Here is a 14,783-nt window from a genome sequence, read left to right as displayed (position 1 = left end):
TCTAAAAAAGTAATATCCTACGCTACCCATACCATCTGAGGAGGAGTTCCATCATGTTACTTGCTCAAACCAAAGCCGAAAGTTTACGTATCATCCGCAGCCCATTCTTTATGCTGTTTTCCATACTAATGCCACTCGCGTTTTACTTTCTTTTTGCTAGCTTAAATGGGGCTGACAAAAGTATTGCCTCAACGACCTATGGTTCGTATTCGCTAATGTCGATGACCGCCTTCAGCCTCATCGGAACAGCGGTCAGCCAGTTCGGCATCCGACTGGCCTATGAACGCCGTGATGGCTGGGTACGCCTACTCAAACTCACGCCGCTGACACCATCTGTTTGGATCGGCAGTAAGCTAATCGCACATATGGGTATTCATCTGATCACGATTATTGTCATCTTCAGTGCAGCCCAACTCACTTACAGCTTTGACCTGACTCTTGCTCAATGGGTGTCTTGCGGATTATGGCTTTGGATCGGCAGCCTTCCATTCCTGGCTCTTGGCTCAATTTTAGGCACCATAAAAAATGCCGATGCCTCCATCGCCATTGGCAACATCCTGCATATGGGACTCGCTATTCTGGGGGGACTATGGATGCCGCTTAGTACGCTCCCCCAATGGATGCAATCCATTGGCCAATGGCTGCCCTCCTATCGCTTTGCACATGGAGCTTGGAACATGCTTGCTGGAAGTGCACCCGTAGTACTGGATTGGTTAATTCTCGTAGTTAGCGGCGTATTATTCATGGTATTATCAGGATATATACTGAATAGACGGGAAGCGATGTAAGTGAAATTGACAGCATGGCGGATGTTTCCTGCTGAAGAGGGATGGGCCCCTGCCGTATCACTCACCAACCTCTTAGTGGCCATTTATTTCGTATTGCAGGAACCTCCGTTTAAGCTGGCGGCTGGTCTCCTGCTCGTTTTATTATTTGCCGTTGCGTATCGTGAGATCTTTTGGCGGAGCCAACAAGCCCCGTTGCTGCTTGGATGCCAATTAGCTATCCTGCTTGTTCTCACTGCCTTTTACCATCCGATGTTTGCTTATATCGGTTTTCTCATGTCACTATCGCTAAGTCGACAAAAGCAGTCATTTATGGTGGGTATATCAGTTGTATTCGTGGTTGGTACCATACTTGCAGCTATTCCACACCTGAAAACAATGGGGCCTGTTATTTTGATTATGCTGCTGCCGCCTATTTTTGGGGTCGCAATCGTACCGTTCATTATGCGGGCCTCCGCTCGCTACAAACAGATGGCTGAAAGACTTCAGGCAGCCACATCTCAACTCGAACGTATGGCGCAGCAGGAAGAGCGCCAACGTATTGCCCGCGAGCTGCACGATACGTTGGGACACACTTTATCTTTAATTTCCTTGAAGGGAGAATTAACAGAGAAGCTGATTACCCGCGATCCTGACCGCGCTCTTACGGAAGCCCGCGACATCCGAGAGACAGCTCGAGCAGCGTTAAAACAGATGCGTGAGCTTGTTACCGAGATGAAAGTCGTTCGGCTGGTTGAGGAATATCAACATGCAAAGACCCTTTGTGCAGCAGCTGATATTCGCCTACAGTTCGAACAACATGCTGTAGGCGGCGAGGACTATGCGGGTAAGTACACAGAGGCGGACACCTTCCGCTCCGTTATTGCTGTAGTAGAGGCGCTGCCGTTGTCTCCCCTCCAGGAGACGATCCTTGCGATGTGCTTCCGCGAGGTGATAACCAATGTAGTCCGGCACAGTCAAGCCAAGGCTTGTACAGCTATCCTGCATATCGAAGAAGGCCAAGTACGACTTGCCGTTGAGGATAACGGTATTGGTCTTGACAAGAACGCCCAGTATCGCGCAGGCAGTTCAGGCATGACTGGCTTGAAGCAGCGGCTTGCACTTGTAGATGGCAGGCTGCAGATCGATTCCGCACCTCAGGCCGGAACAAGTATTAATCTTATTATTCCACGCGTATTACGAAGTGAACAGCGAGGTGAAGTCGGATGATACGAATCATCCTAAGTGAAGATCAGCGACTCCTGCGTGGCGCATTAGCTACCTTGTTGTCGCTTGAAGACGATATTGAAGTCGTTGGGCAAGCCGAGAATGGCGAAGCAGCGCTTGCACTTATACGTGAGCAGCAGCCCGATCTGGCTGTCCTTGATATTGAAATGCCGCTTAAAACAGGCTTGGACGTAGCAGAAGCTATTAAGCAAGAACAGCTCAATTGCCGCGTCATTATGCTGACTACATTTGCGCGACCCGGCTACCTTCAGCGGGCAATGGCCGCAGGTGTATCGGGTTACCTGCTCAAAGACAGTCCCAGCGACGAGCTGTCAGACGCCATTCGCAGTGTTCATGCTGGGCGTCGGGCCATTAGCCCTGAGCTGTCGCTTGCAGTATGGGATGACCCCTGCCCCCTGTCTGCACGTGAACGTGAGGTCATGCAGTTGGCCGCTCAAGGCTTGACTATGCAGGACATCGGCGCTAAGTTGTTCCTGTCTCATGGCACTGTTCGCAATTACATGTCGGAAGCGATCGGCAAACTTGGTGCCTCAACCCGCATGGAAGCCATTCGCATGGCGCAGGACAAAGGATGGCTGGAATAATAGACATCAGCCAGGAAGCGCTCCATTGAGACATTCCTGGCTGATATCTACATCATAATCATTGCTAGTTTACATCCTTATGTATCCCTTCCGGATCTGTCCCTTTCGCCTTTACAGCATCAAAATATGCATAAGCATCACGTCAGACAGGACAGAACGACTCATTAAACTCTGTCCTCTGTTGTAATGGCAAACAACGCATGATCTTCCCATACCCCGTTAATGTTTAAATATCGCAAGGCCAGCCCCTCTTGACGGAACCCCGCCTTCTCCAGCACACGTTTAGACGGTAGGTTCCTCGGCATCACACCAGCCTGAATTCGATGCAGTCCCAGTTGATCAAACGCATAGTTAACGCAGTAAGACACCGCCGCAGTGGCATATCCTTTACCGTTATGGTGTTGATCAAGGTAATAGCCTATATTAGCGTTTTGAAGCGGTCCGCGGGCAATGGCTGACAATTCAATTTTTCCAATCAACTGATGTCCCGCACTGGAAAAAATACCAAAAGCATACGCTTGACCAGCTTCCGCTGCTTTTACCTTAGAAGCAAGCAGCTTCTGCTGTTCCCCTAGAGTATAATGATTCTCCGCATGCAGCGGTTCGAAAGGCTGAAGAAATTGCCGATTACTCATCCTCAAATGAAGAAGCGATTCAGCATCATCTAAGGTTAAAAGTCTGATATCCATCTCTTTATGCAACATACCTCTCGATCCCCCAGTCTCTAAATGAATGCGATGACGTTCTCTCCACGCCTGTACAATCCCCATCCCCCCATCAATTTAAGGTTACGCGCATAACATTCCCTCATTTTACCATTAAGCGATGATATCGTGGAATGGTCTTAGGACGGAGCTGCCGCTCAGTCAAAGGTCGTAGTATAATCTCAAACAGGGGTTGGTGTCCGCTTAATGGCAAACAAAAGCGCTCCAGCATCCTGACCGCCACTTACGCAGCATTCGAATGTGAAGCGCCCTCTCGGATCATTTATTTAGCTGACTTCGTGAGCCACTCCGCTAGTTCCTCTGTCTGTGCAAGAACAGCGAGCGGGTCGTAGTACCAGGAACGCTCTTCTGGCCATACGTAGATATGCCCATTCTTGACTGCGGGCAGACTCGACCAGATCGTGTCCGCTTGGAAATCGGCTGCTGTCCGTTCGTTTGAGGTCATAATAATATAGTCGCCTGCATATTTCTCCAACAATTCGGCTGATATTTCAGCCCACTGCTTCTCCATAATCTCATCCGCAATTCCGGCTGGAGGCTTGCGTCCCAATGCCTGATAAGTTGGCTGTCCGCCCCGGCCAAAGTTATCTCCATAAACCAAAATCCGCTTGCCAGCGTCCTCCATGATCGAAAAAGATGCATCGGCAGGAATGACGGCATCAACTTTGGCCTTGGCTGCCATAATACGACGGTCGTAATCAGCCAGCCATGCCTTGGCTTCTTTTTCTTTGCCAAAGAGAGCTCCGAAGTAGGTTAGCTCCTCATGCACATTTTTTAGTTGGCCATAGGGGATCACTAGGGTTGGAGCGATTTTGCTAAGCATCTCGTAGACATCCTTGTTGCCGGTAATAATGAGATCCGGATTCAGACTCATAATGCTTTCAGCCGAAGGCTTGCCGTACACACCACTGTCTGCGACGCCAGCCAACGCTTCCTTAAAGTAATAATTATTGAGGGTTAGTCCTGGGGCCCCTACTGGAATTACTTGCAGGGCGATCAAGCTCCCCAAGTACTCTTCTGCTACAATACGCTGCGGGTGAACCGGGACTTCGATGTCACCGTTAACGGTAGAGATCGTTTTGATCTTCGCTTCTTTAGGTTCGACCGCTGTATCAGAACCTGATACCGTGCTGCTTGTCCCGCTTTCTGCCTGTTTCGTTCCACCAGCGTCACTATTTGATGACGACGTGTTACCGCAACCCGATAGTACGAGTCCTGTAAGAAACACAACTGATAAGATAAAAGCCAGGAAGCGTCTGCTGCCTTGCTGTTTAGTACGCAATGTAAATCCCCCTTTTGTATAAGTGATAATGATTATCATTATAACTTTACAACGGAGCAAGCGAATAGGCTATGCCTTAAAATGATATATCACTTTGTATTATTGTGATGTGTGCCACCAAGCACCTGTACTAGTTCGTGAAGCTGGGCAAGCGAGGAAAGTGGATCATACCCATAGAACAATTCTGCATCGTTTAATATGTACACCTGTTTCTGCTGTACAGCCTCTAGAACCTTCCATCTTGCCGACTCAAATAACTTATGTATCTGCTGCTGACCGTCCGCGCATGACGGCAGATCCGTTATAAAGATGTAGTCAGCAGGATAATTTGCTATAGCTTCTATTGTGGCCTCGACAAATCCTTTTGAAGCTATCCCTTCTTCCATCAGCTGTTCTGGCATACGAAAGCCCAAATCATCGTAGAGAATTTGACATCCTCTTCCGTAGCTGCTGCTAAAGCAATAGGCTGCGTTCTGACATACCTCCCATACGATAGCCGTACCCCGATCGCCTAGTTGGCGATCCAGTTGCTCGTTAATGCTGCTGACGAGATCGTCATATCGCAGCAGCCACTCTTCTGCGTGCTCTCGCCGTTCGACAATATCGGCTAGAAGACGGAACTGGTCGCGCCAACTCATCGTCATAAATGGTAATTCCACCACCGGGGCCAAGGGCAGTAAGCTCTTGTTCTCCACTGCAGTGTTATAACTAATGATCACATCTGGGTGTGAAGAGGCTACTGCTTCATAATAAGCGGCTGGTGTACTGACATAAGGATCCAGCATCTGTATCTTTCCCGGGGTGTTCTGCCGCCGTTCCAACCAGGGTGTATAGACACCAATCTCCGGGGTAATGCCTAGCGCCAGCAGACTAGCCGTATGATTCAGATTTAAAGCTGCGATACGCTTCTTCTTACGCTGATAATGTGTAGGGGAGAGTCCGACAGACTCTTTGAACTTCCGACTTAGGTAGGCCCCTTCTTTATATCCGACCTCCTGTGCCAGCACATGTAAGTTAGATATCCCGGTCAATAGCTGGCGCTGCGCACTTCGTATCCGAAGCAAGGTTAAGTAGGCATTAAAGGTACGACCCGTATACTTACGAAACATACGTGAAAAATGTTCAGGGCTTACGTCTGACCTATCTGCCATCTGCTCTCGCGTCAACTCCTCCCGATAGTGGGCCTCCATGTAACACAATGCTTGTTCAATCCATGAGTTGGAGGGTTCCTGTCTAGATGTTAACTCCTTGTGCAATTCCGTCAGCAGCTCTGTAAAAATCTGCTGCAATCTGAACGGCCCTCCCAGCTGCGGCTCCCTCCAAATGATTTCTAACTCTCCAGCTAGCCTCATGATGGCAGCTGGACAGCGATGTATCGGCACGGAATGATCCAATCCTCGCGTGCCAGAGGCATCATTGGAGATACAACAGTACTCTATTACAATACCGCGCAGCGTGGCGCCGGGCTGCCAGTATAGATGAGGCTGAGGCGCGGCATCACCAAGAAACACGCTGCCTCTGGACATTTGGTGTTCATGCCCATTAACACATAGTGTCCCTGTCCCGCCCCACACGATGATCATGCAGGCATCGTGCTGCACTTCATCCTGATTGCCGCAAAGGCTGATAGCATTCAATTTTTCCACTCGGATCGGCATATAAAAGCAGTGCGCAGCCGCAGACAATCTCGTGTTCGTAGTAGCAGACGTAAGCATCGTTCTATCTCCTGATGGGGTACAAATTTTTTAACCTTATAATTGGTTTATCATTCTATTTTCCATTGGCTAAAGCATCAGAGCTTAGTTTGAGTTGTCAGCCAGTCAGCAAGTTCCTCCATCTGCGATAGCAGTGCGATCGGGTCTTTGAACCAAGAGCGCTCCTCATTCCAAATGTAAACATGTCCTTTCTGGAATGCCTCTAGTTTCCCCCATATCGGATCAGCCTTGTATTGTTCTAAAGTCTTAGAGCTGGTCAACACAATGTAATCCCCAGCACTTTCAGCTAACAACTCTTTGGACAATAAAGTGTAATTAGACTTCATGATCTTGGAAGAGACTCCTGTTGGGGGCTTACGCCCAAATGATTGGTATATAGCTCTACTGCCCCTACCAGCATCACCTCCGAATATGTAAACCTCCTTTCCCTGATCCTCCAATATCGTAAAGGTTGCTTCCTGCGGGACAGCCTTGTCCACCTTTGCTTTGGCAGCAGCCACGCGCGCATCATAATCGGCAAGCCAGGCAGACGCTTTATCCTGCAAGCCAAGCAGTTCTCCGAAATAGGTCACTTCTTCATAAATCGAATGAAGTTGGCCGAACGGCACACTGACAGTAGGGGCTACTTTGCTATACTTTTCAACCTGTTCTTCTTTCGTAGATAACGTAATAATGAGATCGGGTTCCAGTTCCATTATTTTTTCGATTGAAGGTGGATCGCCCACATTCTCAACCCCCACAAGCTTATCTTTAATGTAAGGGTTCTGCATAATCCATTCTGATGATCCAACGGGAGTCACCCCAAGTGCTACCAAGCTGCCCAGATAATCTACCGCAACGATGCGCTGAGGCTTCACCGGAACGACCACATCTCCAAACAAACTCGAAACGGTCTTCGTTGTTCCATCTCCAACTGAGCCTTGGTGGCCACTAGACGTCAGGCTCTTGTTCCCTGCACCTGCAGGATGAACCTCTGTCTGCGTCGGATTACCCGCTTCTGCTGAGCTCCCTCCATTTGTCATATTACCACTCGTACCACAAGCACTAAGCAGCAGTGTCAGACACAGCAGAAAAGTAACTGCCATCGATGCTCTAGATCTTCTGTTTATGTACATCGTTAAATCCCCCTCTGTTTTATACTGATAACGATTATCATCATTAGCAATATATCGTCGGACGCCGTATTTCACAATGGGGATTTGTAACGTCTTCTTTGCACGAAGTTGTACATTTTCAGGAATGCGATTGCGATCTTTGTACTTGCCGGGAGCTACACCTGTGTACTTTTTGAACATCCGATTGAAATAAAAAAAGTCCGTATATCCCACGCTAAGCGCCACTTCTTGTAAAGAAGCGTCTGTCGTAAGCAGAAGTTCCTGTGCCTTTTCCATTCTGATTTGAATGAGAAACTGGATAGGGCTCTTTCCCATTTGATCCTTGAACTTCCGAGATAAATATTGTGGGCTGTAGTTAAGGATATCTGCCATATTTTCAACCGTCATGGTGTCCTGATAATGCTCCATCATGTAACGAATCACCTGCTCAGACAGATCAGGGGTATGTGTATCGGCACTTTGATACTTGATTTGCCATAACCAATCATAAATAAACTGATAAAATAACGACTTGGCGTGCAGTTTACCTAATGACTCAGGTTGCTGCCAGTTCTCATACATCCGCCTTACTTTCTCCAGCAAGTTGCCAGGGTACGGTGCCTTGCATACATAACACTGCTGAAATGGGTTATTTTTTGTCAGCAACAGCTGCTGCTCTAGTCGATGCGGATGAAGCAAAGCCGCTTTATACAGGATCAAATATCCTTCAAATAGGTCTCCTGCAACTATATTCAGAGAGATCCCTTTGCCCGCATGCAGCACATGGAAATGATGAACGAGATGAACTTGACCCTCCAGCCAAACCTGGGCTTCGCCCCGTATCGTACATATAAATGCACTAGAAGGAAGTCGATAATCAGTTAAATCGTCGTTTAGCTCCATCATGATATGACGTACATCTATAAGATGAATTACAGCCTGATTCCATAATTCAATATGATCATCTACATTCATCTACACTCGCTCCACCCTTTCTTATCATGTTACTTATCGTTCTAGAACCTGCATGTTCCTTCACTACAACTCCACTTATTATAAATGATAAACATTCTCACTCATAGCAAGAATATCCTACTCTACAAAAAAGAGCCCCATAATATTTATGGGACCCATAGAAAGAAGCCTGCCTACCAGAAGTACTGGCGGAAAAGCTTGATTACGTATTTCTTTTGACTAGGTATAAGGGTGGTACTCCTAAGTGAGGCATCCTTTCAATAACAAAGAGAGCTCACAGCAGTAAAAGCTTTCATCCATGTTTATTTCTGATATACGGCCGCTAGCTCCGACCGGATAACTAAGGTTAACGTTCGAAGCTCACCGGCTGCAGCTGATCGAATATCTGCATCGCTGCTGTCCGACTTCAACAGTTCTCGGTCTACAAGGTTGCCTTGCTCTATAATGACCCAGTTGTCAGCTAGTGTTGCACCTAGCAATCGGAGCTGTTCATTGTTCAGCCGGACTTGCTCCAGCCGCCCCGTAAACACTTCGAAATCCACCTTAGGCTCAAGGCCAAATCGTTCTTGCAACCATAGCTGCACCCCACCTGGGGTGTTGAACTTCATTTGATACCCATAGCGGACGGCGTCCTCCAACCGCTCATGATGGACACGAGCATAAATCACAAACTCGTCGTAGCTGTAATATTGAGCAGCAGCAACCTGTAAGGGGACTGTGTCACCTGTTGTAATACAAGCAAGTAGGACAGCGTCGGTGATGTTGAAGCGCCGTGCCCGCTCTAGCAAAATAGCGGTATGCTGCGAAAGTTTGATATTGGGGTTCATCTGATCCATTCTCCTTTTGGCCTTGCTGCTTTATTGTTAAGATTACTCATGCAAATGACAGGCCGTATAATGACCCGGGGCGATACGTTTAAGAACAGGCTCTTCTTCACCGCATCGGCGGGAAGCGTATGGGCACCGGGATCGGAACTTGCAGCCTATAGCAGAATCGATTGGACTTGGCAATTCACCTTGCAGCAGCCGATCGGTTGGCATTAAGACTTTCGGGTCCGGGATTGGAATTGCTGCAAGAAGCGCCTCGGTATAAGGATGGGCGGGATGAGTATACAATTCCTCACTAAAGGAGACTTCCACAAGCTTGCCCATATACATAACCCCGATGCGATTCGAAATATGGCGTACCATTGACAGATCATGTGCAATAAACAAATAGGTCAATCCCAATTCATGCTGAAGATCCTCCAGCATGTTGACCACCTGAGCCTGCACAGATACATCCAGTGCCGAAATCGGCTCGTCACACATCACAAACTCAGGACCCGAAGCAATAGATCTTGCAATGCTGATGCGCTGCCTCTGCCCCCCACTGAATTCGTGGGGATAACGATCCGCATGCTCACGCTTTAACCCGACTCTTTCCAACAGCTCGATAACTCGGTCGCGTCGATTGGATCGGCTGGAACCACCGTGAATCTCTAGTGGTTCACTAATGAGTTCCAACACGTTCATGCCCGGATTCAACGAAGAATATGGGTCTTGAAAGATAGCTTGCATTTTCTGTCGATAAGGCTTGAGCTGCTTCTCGTTCATTGGAGCCAAGTCGACCCCCTCATAGCGGATCTCGCCGGAGGTGACATCAAAGAGTCGAATGACACTACGCCCAGTCGTTGACTTTCCGCAACCCGACTCTCCCACGAGGCCAAATGTTTCCCCCCGATGAATATGGAAGCTGACATCGTCAACTGCTTTAAGCACCTTCGTTGTTCTCCCGAACAAAGACTTCTCAACGGTAAAGTGCTTCGCTAATCTACTAACTTCCAATAAAGGTATCTTGCCTGTCCTCGCTTGCCCACGTCCATCCAACATGCTGTTATCGCTCACTGCATTCCCTCCTGGCGTTCGCTATGTCGTACCGCCGCAAGCCAGCAGAGCGATCGGTGCCCTGGCTTCAATTCTACATATGGTGGTAGTATTAGGCACTCACCTGACGCATGTGGACATCTCTCCATGAATGGACAACCTGGAGGCGGATTAAGCAAGTTCGGCGGCGAGCCTTCAATAGGAACCAGACGCTCACGCTTTCCCTCGCGCATTCTCGGTATCGATCGTAACAGCCCTTGTGTGTAAGGGTGCTGCGGTGCCCCGAAGATGTCCTCCACTGTTCCCTCTTCCATAATCAGGCCACCATACATCACGATAACCCGTGAGCACACTTGTGCGACCACACCCAGATCATGCGTAATCAGCAGTACCGATGTTCCCGTTGTCTTGCACAGCTTTGTTACCAATGCAAGAATCTGCGCCTGAATAGTCACATCAAGCGCGGTTGTTGGCTCGTCCGCGACAAGCAAGTCTGGCTTGCAGGACAAGGCCATGGCAATCATAACCCGCTGACGCATCCCACCGCTGAACTCGTGCGGATACTGATCGATTCTAATCTCTGGCGAGGGAATGCCGACTTCCCTTAGCCATTCAATAGCTTCCCGACGTGCATCCCGTCTGCTCAACCTTTGATGGCGCCTCAGCACCTCAGTTAACTGCGCGCCTATCGTCAACACCGGATTAAGCGACGTCATCGGGTCCTGAAAGATCATGGCCACCTGATTACCACGGATTTTACGCAGCTTCTCTTCTGGCAAGCCAAGCAAATCCACTCCCCGCAGCTTCGATTGACCACCAACGATCTGACCGGAAGGCGGCATTAGGCGTAAGAGCGATTTGGCAGTGACACTCTTGCCGCTCCCTGATTCGCCTACAATGCCAATCAGCTCCCCCTCGTTGATCGAAAAGCTGACTCCCCTGACAGCCTGCACCTCGCCCTCACGAGTAAAAAAGGAGGTCCGCAATTGATGGACAGACAATAACTCAGTCATGGTCCTCACTCCATTAGTCATATTTATCGCCGGTTCACTTTCGGTTCAAAAGCGGCGCGAAACACATCTCCCAAATAGTTAAAGGCTAGCACTGTCGTTAAAATAAGCAGTCCTGGGAACAAAGCAAGCGTTGGATTTTCCCCGATATAACCCTTGGCGTTGTTTAGCATGCTGCCCCAAGAAGCATCTGGTGGACTAATGCCAAGTCCGAGGAAGCTGAGTGCCGATTCCATCATAATAACACCTGCAATATTAAGCGTAGCAGCGACCACAATTGTCGGCACAATACTCGGAATAATATGACGTAAAATAATACGGAAGGCGCTTTGTCCCGATACACGCGCGTACAGCACATACTCCCGTTCTTTCACTGAAATTGTCTCCGCCCTCACGATGCGCGAGATCGACATCCAGCTTAACAAGCCAATAATGAGCACAATTGTGACCACTCCTGGCTTCAAGTAAGCATTTAATATGAGCATGAGGAAGAAGGAAGGCAGCGACATCCCAATATCTATACTTCTCATCAGCAACGTGTCCAGCTTGCCGCCAAAATACCCGCTAATTGCCCCAATTATAGTCCCGATCGTAACCGACACCAGCATGGCGAGTATACCAACGCTCAGCGAGACTCTGGCACCATATAAAGCTCGTGCAAAGTAATCGCGGCCGTTATCATCCGTGCCAAACCAATGCTGTCCGCTTGGAGGCAGCAGCCTTTCATTCAGATGAATGGTATTGGGGTCGTGCGGCGCAAGTGGCGCAGCAAGCGCGGCCAACACATATACCCCTAGCATAATCAAGGCGATCAGAGCCGACTTTTGTGTCCTTAGCTGACTAACAAGCAGTGTCCATCTCATTCGGTTCATCTTGTTCACCTCATCGATTTAATTCGGGGATCAACCACACCGTACATCATGTCGGCCAGCAAATTGCCGAAAATAAGCAGGAACGACGACATCATCGTGATCCCCATAATCATCGGATAATCAAGACCAAAGACGGCATTGATACCAAGCGAACCCATACCAGGCCACGAGAAGATACTTTCCACAATAAAAGCGCCTGTCATAATCTCCGGCAGTGACAATCCTAAAATAGTAATAACCGGAAGAAGCACATTACGTAGTACATGTCGGAACAAAATAATCGTGCTTGTAGATCCGTAAGCATATTGGATATGCACATAGTCTTCTTCCAGTTGGCTAATTGTGCTTGAACGAATGTAACGCATAAATACAGCGATGCTCGTAATACTCAGCACGAGACATGGCATAACACCATGCAGGACCACATCCCAGGCAGAATTTACGCCGATGGTCCGCATCCCTAGGCTAGGCAGCCAATGAAGCTGAATCGAAAACACATAAATAAGAATCATAGCAAACCATAAACCAGGCAGTGATATTCCAATGTAAGATAAGAAGCTGAGCGCACGGTCTATCGGCTTATTTTTATTCAGTGCAGCGACTAATCCAAGCGTAATGCCAATAATTAACGAGAGCACCAAAGAGGAACCCATCAGCCCGAGCGTTGCTGGAATACGTTCTACTATAAGATCAAGCACAGGTCTATGATTGATCAGGGAATAGCCTAGATTACCTGTCAAAACATTTTGCAGCCAATACACGTATTGCAAATACAAAGGCTGATCTAGTCCCATGCTGGCTCTAATTCGGTCTATATCCTCGGGACTCATGTTTGGCGTGACAAACGACATGACAGGATCACCGGGAGCCAGTCGAATGAGCGCAAATGAGACTATTGAGATAAACAGAAGCATCGGAATAAGCTGAAGCAATCGTCGTAGTACATACTTTTTCAACTGTTACTCCTTCTGGACAGCGCTCCCTTCGCCCATCCGTTGTAGTCTTATTTCTGCTTGTATAGCTTGGCAAAATCATCAAACATCACTACGGGTTTCGCTCCAGCTTCTTCTATGCCAGCAAATCGGGAGTCAACGGCTATAATGGACTTTCCATAAGCTATTGGATAAGTGGTGATTTCCTGTGCTGACAACTCTTGAATTTGCCCATACAATTGTTCCCGTTTGGCGCTATCCGTCTCAACCGCTGCCTGCTGCCACCATTGATCGAACTGCTCATTTTTGTAGTGCGAATAATTGTAAGCCGCATCGCTTAAGTACAGCACTTTATAAGCGTCAGGCTCAAACCCCATACTGTAGCCACCAAAGGACATGTCATAGTCCGTATTGTCTTTGTTTAGCGCCTTCTTGCCAAGAGCCGCTCCATCCAGTGGAATGAGCTCTACCTGAATACCAACCTCTTTTAGTTTCTGTTGAAGGTAAAGCGCCATGTTGGTTTCCGGGGTGCTCGCGCTAAAGTAGGCAAATCGGATCTTGAGTCCTTCCGCTCCAGCCGCTTTCAGCAATGCCTTCGACTTGTCAGGATCATAATGGTAAGCTGGTAGCTCTTTCTTTATATACAAGGTGTCAGGCGAAAAAATAGATGGTGCCGGTTCTGCAAACTCCGTTGAGGAGAAGCCCGCTTGAATCAGTTCTTGCTTATCAAGCGCGTGCACGATGGCTTGACGCACTTCCTTCTGTTTCATAATGTCAATGTTCATGTTAAATACCATGGTGGTTACGCCACCCGACGGGAACATCAATAGATTCACGTTGCCCGCAGCTTTTACTTTGGCATAATCCTGCGGTTCAACACGCAGCATGTTAAGCTCGCCGTTCTGTAGCGCAAGCACAGCCGAATTATTTTCCTTGGCAATACGATATGTAATCGAATCTAGCTTGGATTTCTCGGCGAAATAAGTGTCCGCACGTTCCACAAGGACATATTCACCTGAGCGGTACTCTTTAAATTTGAATGGCCCTGAGCCGACAGGATTATAATTCTTCTCGCTCTTCTCCAAATCTGCTTCACCCTCGAATATATGCTTCGGAATTGGAATGATCTGGACAAGCGAGCTTTCAAACGCAGCCGATGCCTGCGGCAGCACAAACTCAATTGTTCGCTCGTCGATTTTGTTCACACTAATTGGCTTGCCGTCAAGAACAAACGAGCTGCGAAAATAGCTATGCTGCTTCTCATCCAGTATGCTGTTAAATGTAAATAGAACATCTTCCGTAGTTAACGGCTGTCCGTCATGCCAGACTAGTCCTGCACGCAGCTTCAGCGTGAATTTCTTTAAATCTTTCGAAGCGGCCAAACTTTCGGCCAATACGAATTTCTTCTCTCCGTTGTTGACGCTCAATAATGGTGCATACAATGCGTTATTAATCGTGAGTGACATACTGTCACCTGCATAGATCGGGTTAAATGTCTTCGGATCATCCTTAATCGCGATAATCAGGTTACCTCCCTCTCCCGACAAGCCTCCTCTATCATCAGTAACGACTTGATATGAACTGCAGGCACCGGCGAACAACGACACCAAAAGAAGAACAACAGCGCTTAGACTTCTTTTTCTCAACATAAACCTGCCTCCCTAACATTTAGTGGACCTAGATATGCACAGCATGATGGCTTAATACGCTAACTCAA

13 protein-coding genes are annotated in these 14,783 nt (G+C 48.1%); 3 read left to right on the top strand and 10 right to left on the bottom strand.

Translation table 11 applies throughout. The features are described from left to right. Positions 1-53: 53 nt before the first annotated feature. From MH117_RS25250 to MH117_RS25240, 3 genes are read left to right on the top strand one after another with little or no spacing between them, the layout of a single operon-like run. Positions 54-788, top strand: a complete 735-nt coding sequence (locus MH117_RS25250) for an ABC transporter permease (protein WP_239333712.1) — start codon at positions 54-56, stop codon at positions 786-788. Continuing rightward, entirely contained in the window at positions 789-1,994 is a 1,206-nt protein-coding gene (locus MH117_RS25245; protein ID WP_239333710.1) for a sensor histidine kinase, read from the top strand. After that, positions 1,991-2,596 carry a response regulator transcription factor gene (locus MH117_RS25240; RefSeq protein ID WP_239333708.1) on the top strand — a complete coding sequence of 202 codons (606 nt, stop codon included), beginning with the start codon at positions 1,991-1,993 and terminating at the stop codon, positions 2,594-2,596. Before MH117_RS25245 ends, MH117_RS25240 begins: the two co-directional genes overlap by 4 nt. 164 nt (positions 2,597-2,760) lie before the next feature. Here the strand turns inward: MH117_RS25240 and MH117_RS25235 are convergent, their stop codons facing one another. The 10 genes from MH117_RS25235 to MH117_RS25190 form a co-directional block, all read right to left on the bottom strand. Continuing rightward, a complete protein-coding gene (locus MH117_RS25235; RefSeq protein ID WP_239333777.1) occupies positions 2,761-3,300 on the bottom strand; it encodes a GNAT family N-acetyltransferase in 540 nt (179 codons plus the stop codon). 283 nt (positions 3,301-3,583) lie between these two features. Next, positions 3,584-4,603 carry an ABC transporter substrate-binding protein gene (locus tag MH117_RS25230; RefSeq protein WP_239333706.1) on the bottom strand — a complete coding sequence of 340 codons (1,020 nt, stop codon included), beginning with the start codon at positions 4,601-4,603 and terminating at the stop codon, positions 3,584-3,586. Positions 4,604-4,692: 89 nt separating this feature from the next. Further along, positions 4,693-6,318 (bottom strand): ABC transporter substrate-binding protein, encoded by a 1,626-nt coding sequence (locus tag MH117_RS25225; RefSeq protein ID WP_239333704.1) that lies wholly within the window; start codon positions 6,316-6,318, stop codon positions 4,693-4,695. 77 nt (positions 6,319-6,395) lie between these two features. After that, a complete protein-coding gene (locus tag MH117_RS25220; protein WP_239333701.1) occupies positions 6,396-8,387 on the bottom strand; it encodes an AraC family transcriptional regulator in 1,992 nt (663 codons plus the stop codon). A 302-nt stretch (positions 8,388-8,689) separates the two neighbouring features. After that, positions 8,690-9,214, bottom strand: a complete 525-nt coding sequence (locus MH117_RS25215; RefSeq protein WP_239333699.1) for a hypothetical protein — start codon at positions 9,212-9,214, stop codon at positions 8,690-8,692. A gap of 42 nt (positions 9,215-9,256) precedes the next feature. After that, positions 9,257-10,258 (bottom strand): ABC transporter ATP-binding protein, encoded by a 1,002-nt coding sequence (locus MH117_RS25210; protein WP_239333775.1) that lies wholly within the window; start codon positions 10,256-10,258, stop codon positions 9,257-9,259. Positions 10,259-10,269: 11 nt separating this feature from the next. After that, entirely contained in the window at positions 10,270-11,265 is a 996-nt protein-coding gene (locus tag MH117_RS25205) for an ABC transporter ATP-binding protein (protein WP_239333697.1), read from the bottom strand. Between the two features lie 23 nt (positions 11,266-11,288). Continuing rightward, a complete protein-coding gene (locus MH117_RS25200; protein WP_239333695.1) occupies positions 11,289-12,134 on the bottom strand; it encodes an ABC transporter permease in 846 nt (281 codons plus the stop codon). Between the two features lie 5 nt (positions 12,135-12,139). Further along, positions 12,140-13,090 carry an ABC transporter permease gene (locus MH117_RS25195; protein ID WP_239333693.1) on the bottom strand — a complete coding sequence of 317 codons (951 nt, stop codon included), beginning with the start codon at positions 13,088-13,090 and terminating at the stop codon, positions 12,140-12,142. Positions 13,091-13,137: 47 nt separating this feature from the next. After that, positions 13,138-14,715: an ABC transporter substrate-binding protein gene (locus MH117_RS25190; protein ID WP_239333691.1), complete on the bottom strand. Its 1,578-nt coding sequence runs from the start codon at positions 14,713-14,715 to the stop codon at positions 13,138-13,140. Between the last annotated feature and the right edge of the window lie 68 nt (positions 14,716-14,783).

The sequence above is a fragment of the Paenibacillus sp. ACRRX genome, from assembly GCF_022346885.1.
Taxonomy (GTDB): Bacteria; Bacillota; Bacilli; order Paenibacillales; family Paenibacillaceae; genus Paenibacillus_B.
This window is presented reverse-complemented; position numbering and strand designations above follow the sequence as displayed.

Coding starts and splice junctions, on each gene's coding strand:
- MH117_RS25215 (WP_239333699.1), bottom strand. CDS start 9,214: ATGAACCCCAATATCAAACTTTCGCAGCATACCGCTATTTTGCTAGAG.
- MH117_RS25190 (WP_239333691.1), bottom strand. CDS start 14,715: ATGTTGAGAAAAAGAAGTCTAAGCGCTGTTGTTCTTCTTTTGGTGTCG.
- MH117_RS25250 (WP_239333712.1), top strand. CDS start 54: ATGTTACTTGCTCAAACCAAAGCCGAAAGTTTACGTATCATCCGCAGC.
- MH117_RS25205 (WP_239333697.1), bottom strand. CDS start 11,265: ATGACTGAGTTATTGTCTGTCCATCAATTGCGGACCTCCTTTTTTACT.
- MH117_RS25240 (WP_239333708.1), top strand. CDS start 1,991: ATGATACGAATCATCCTAAGTGAAGATCAGCGACTCCTGCGTGGCGCA.
- MH117_RS25220 (WP_239333701.1), bottom strand. CDS start 8,387: ATGAATGTAGATGATCATATTGAATTATGGAATCAGGCTGTAATTCAT.
- MH117_RS25225 (WP_239333704.1), bottom strand. CDS start 6,318: ATGCTTACGTCTGCTACTACGAACACGAGATTGTCTGCGGCTGCGCAC.
- MH117_RS25235 (WP_239333777.1), bottom strand. CDS start 3,300: ATGTTGCATAAAGAGATGGATATCAGACTTTTAACCTTAGATGATGCT.
- MH117_RS25200 (WP_239333695.1), bottom strand. CDS start 12,134: ATGAACCGAATGAGATGGACACTGCTTGTTAGTCAGCTAAGGACACAA.
- MH117_RS25210 (WP_239333775.1), bottom strand. CDS start 10,258: ATGTTGGATGGACGTGGGCAAGCGAGGACAGGCAAGATACCTTTATTG.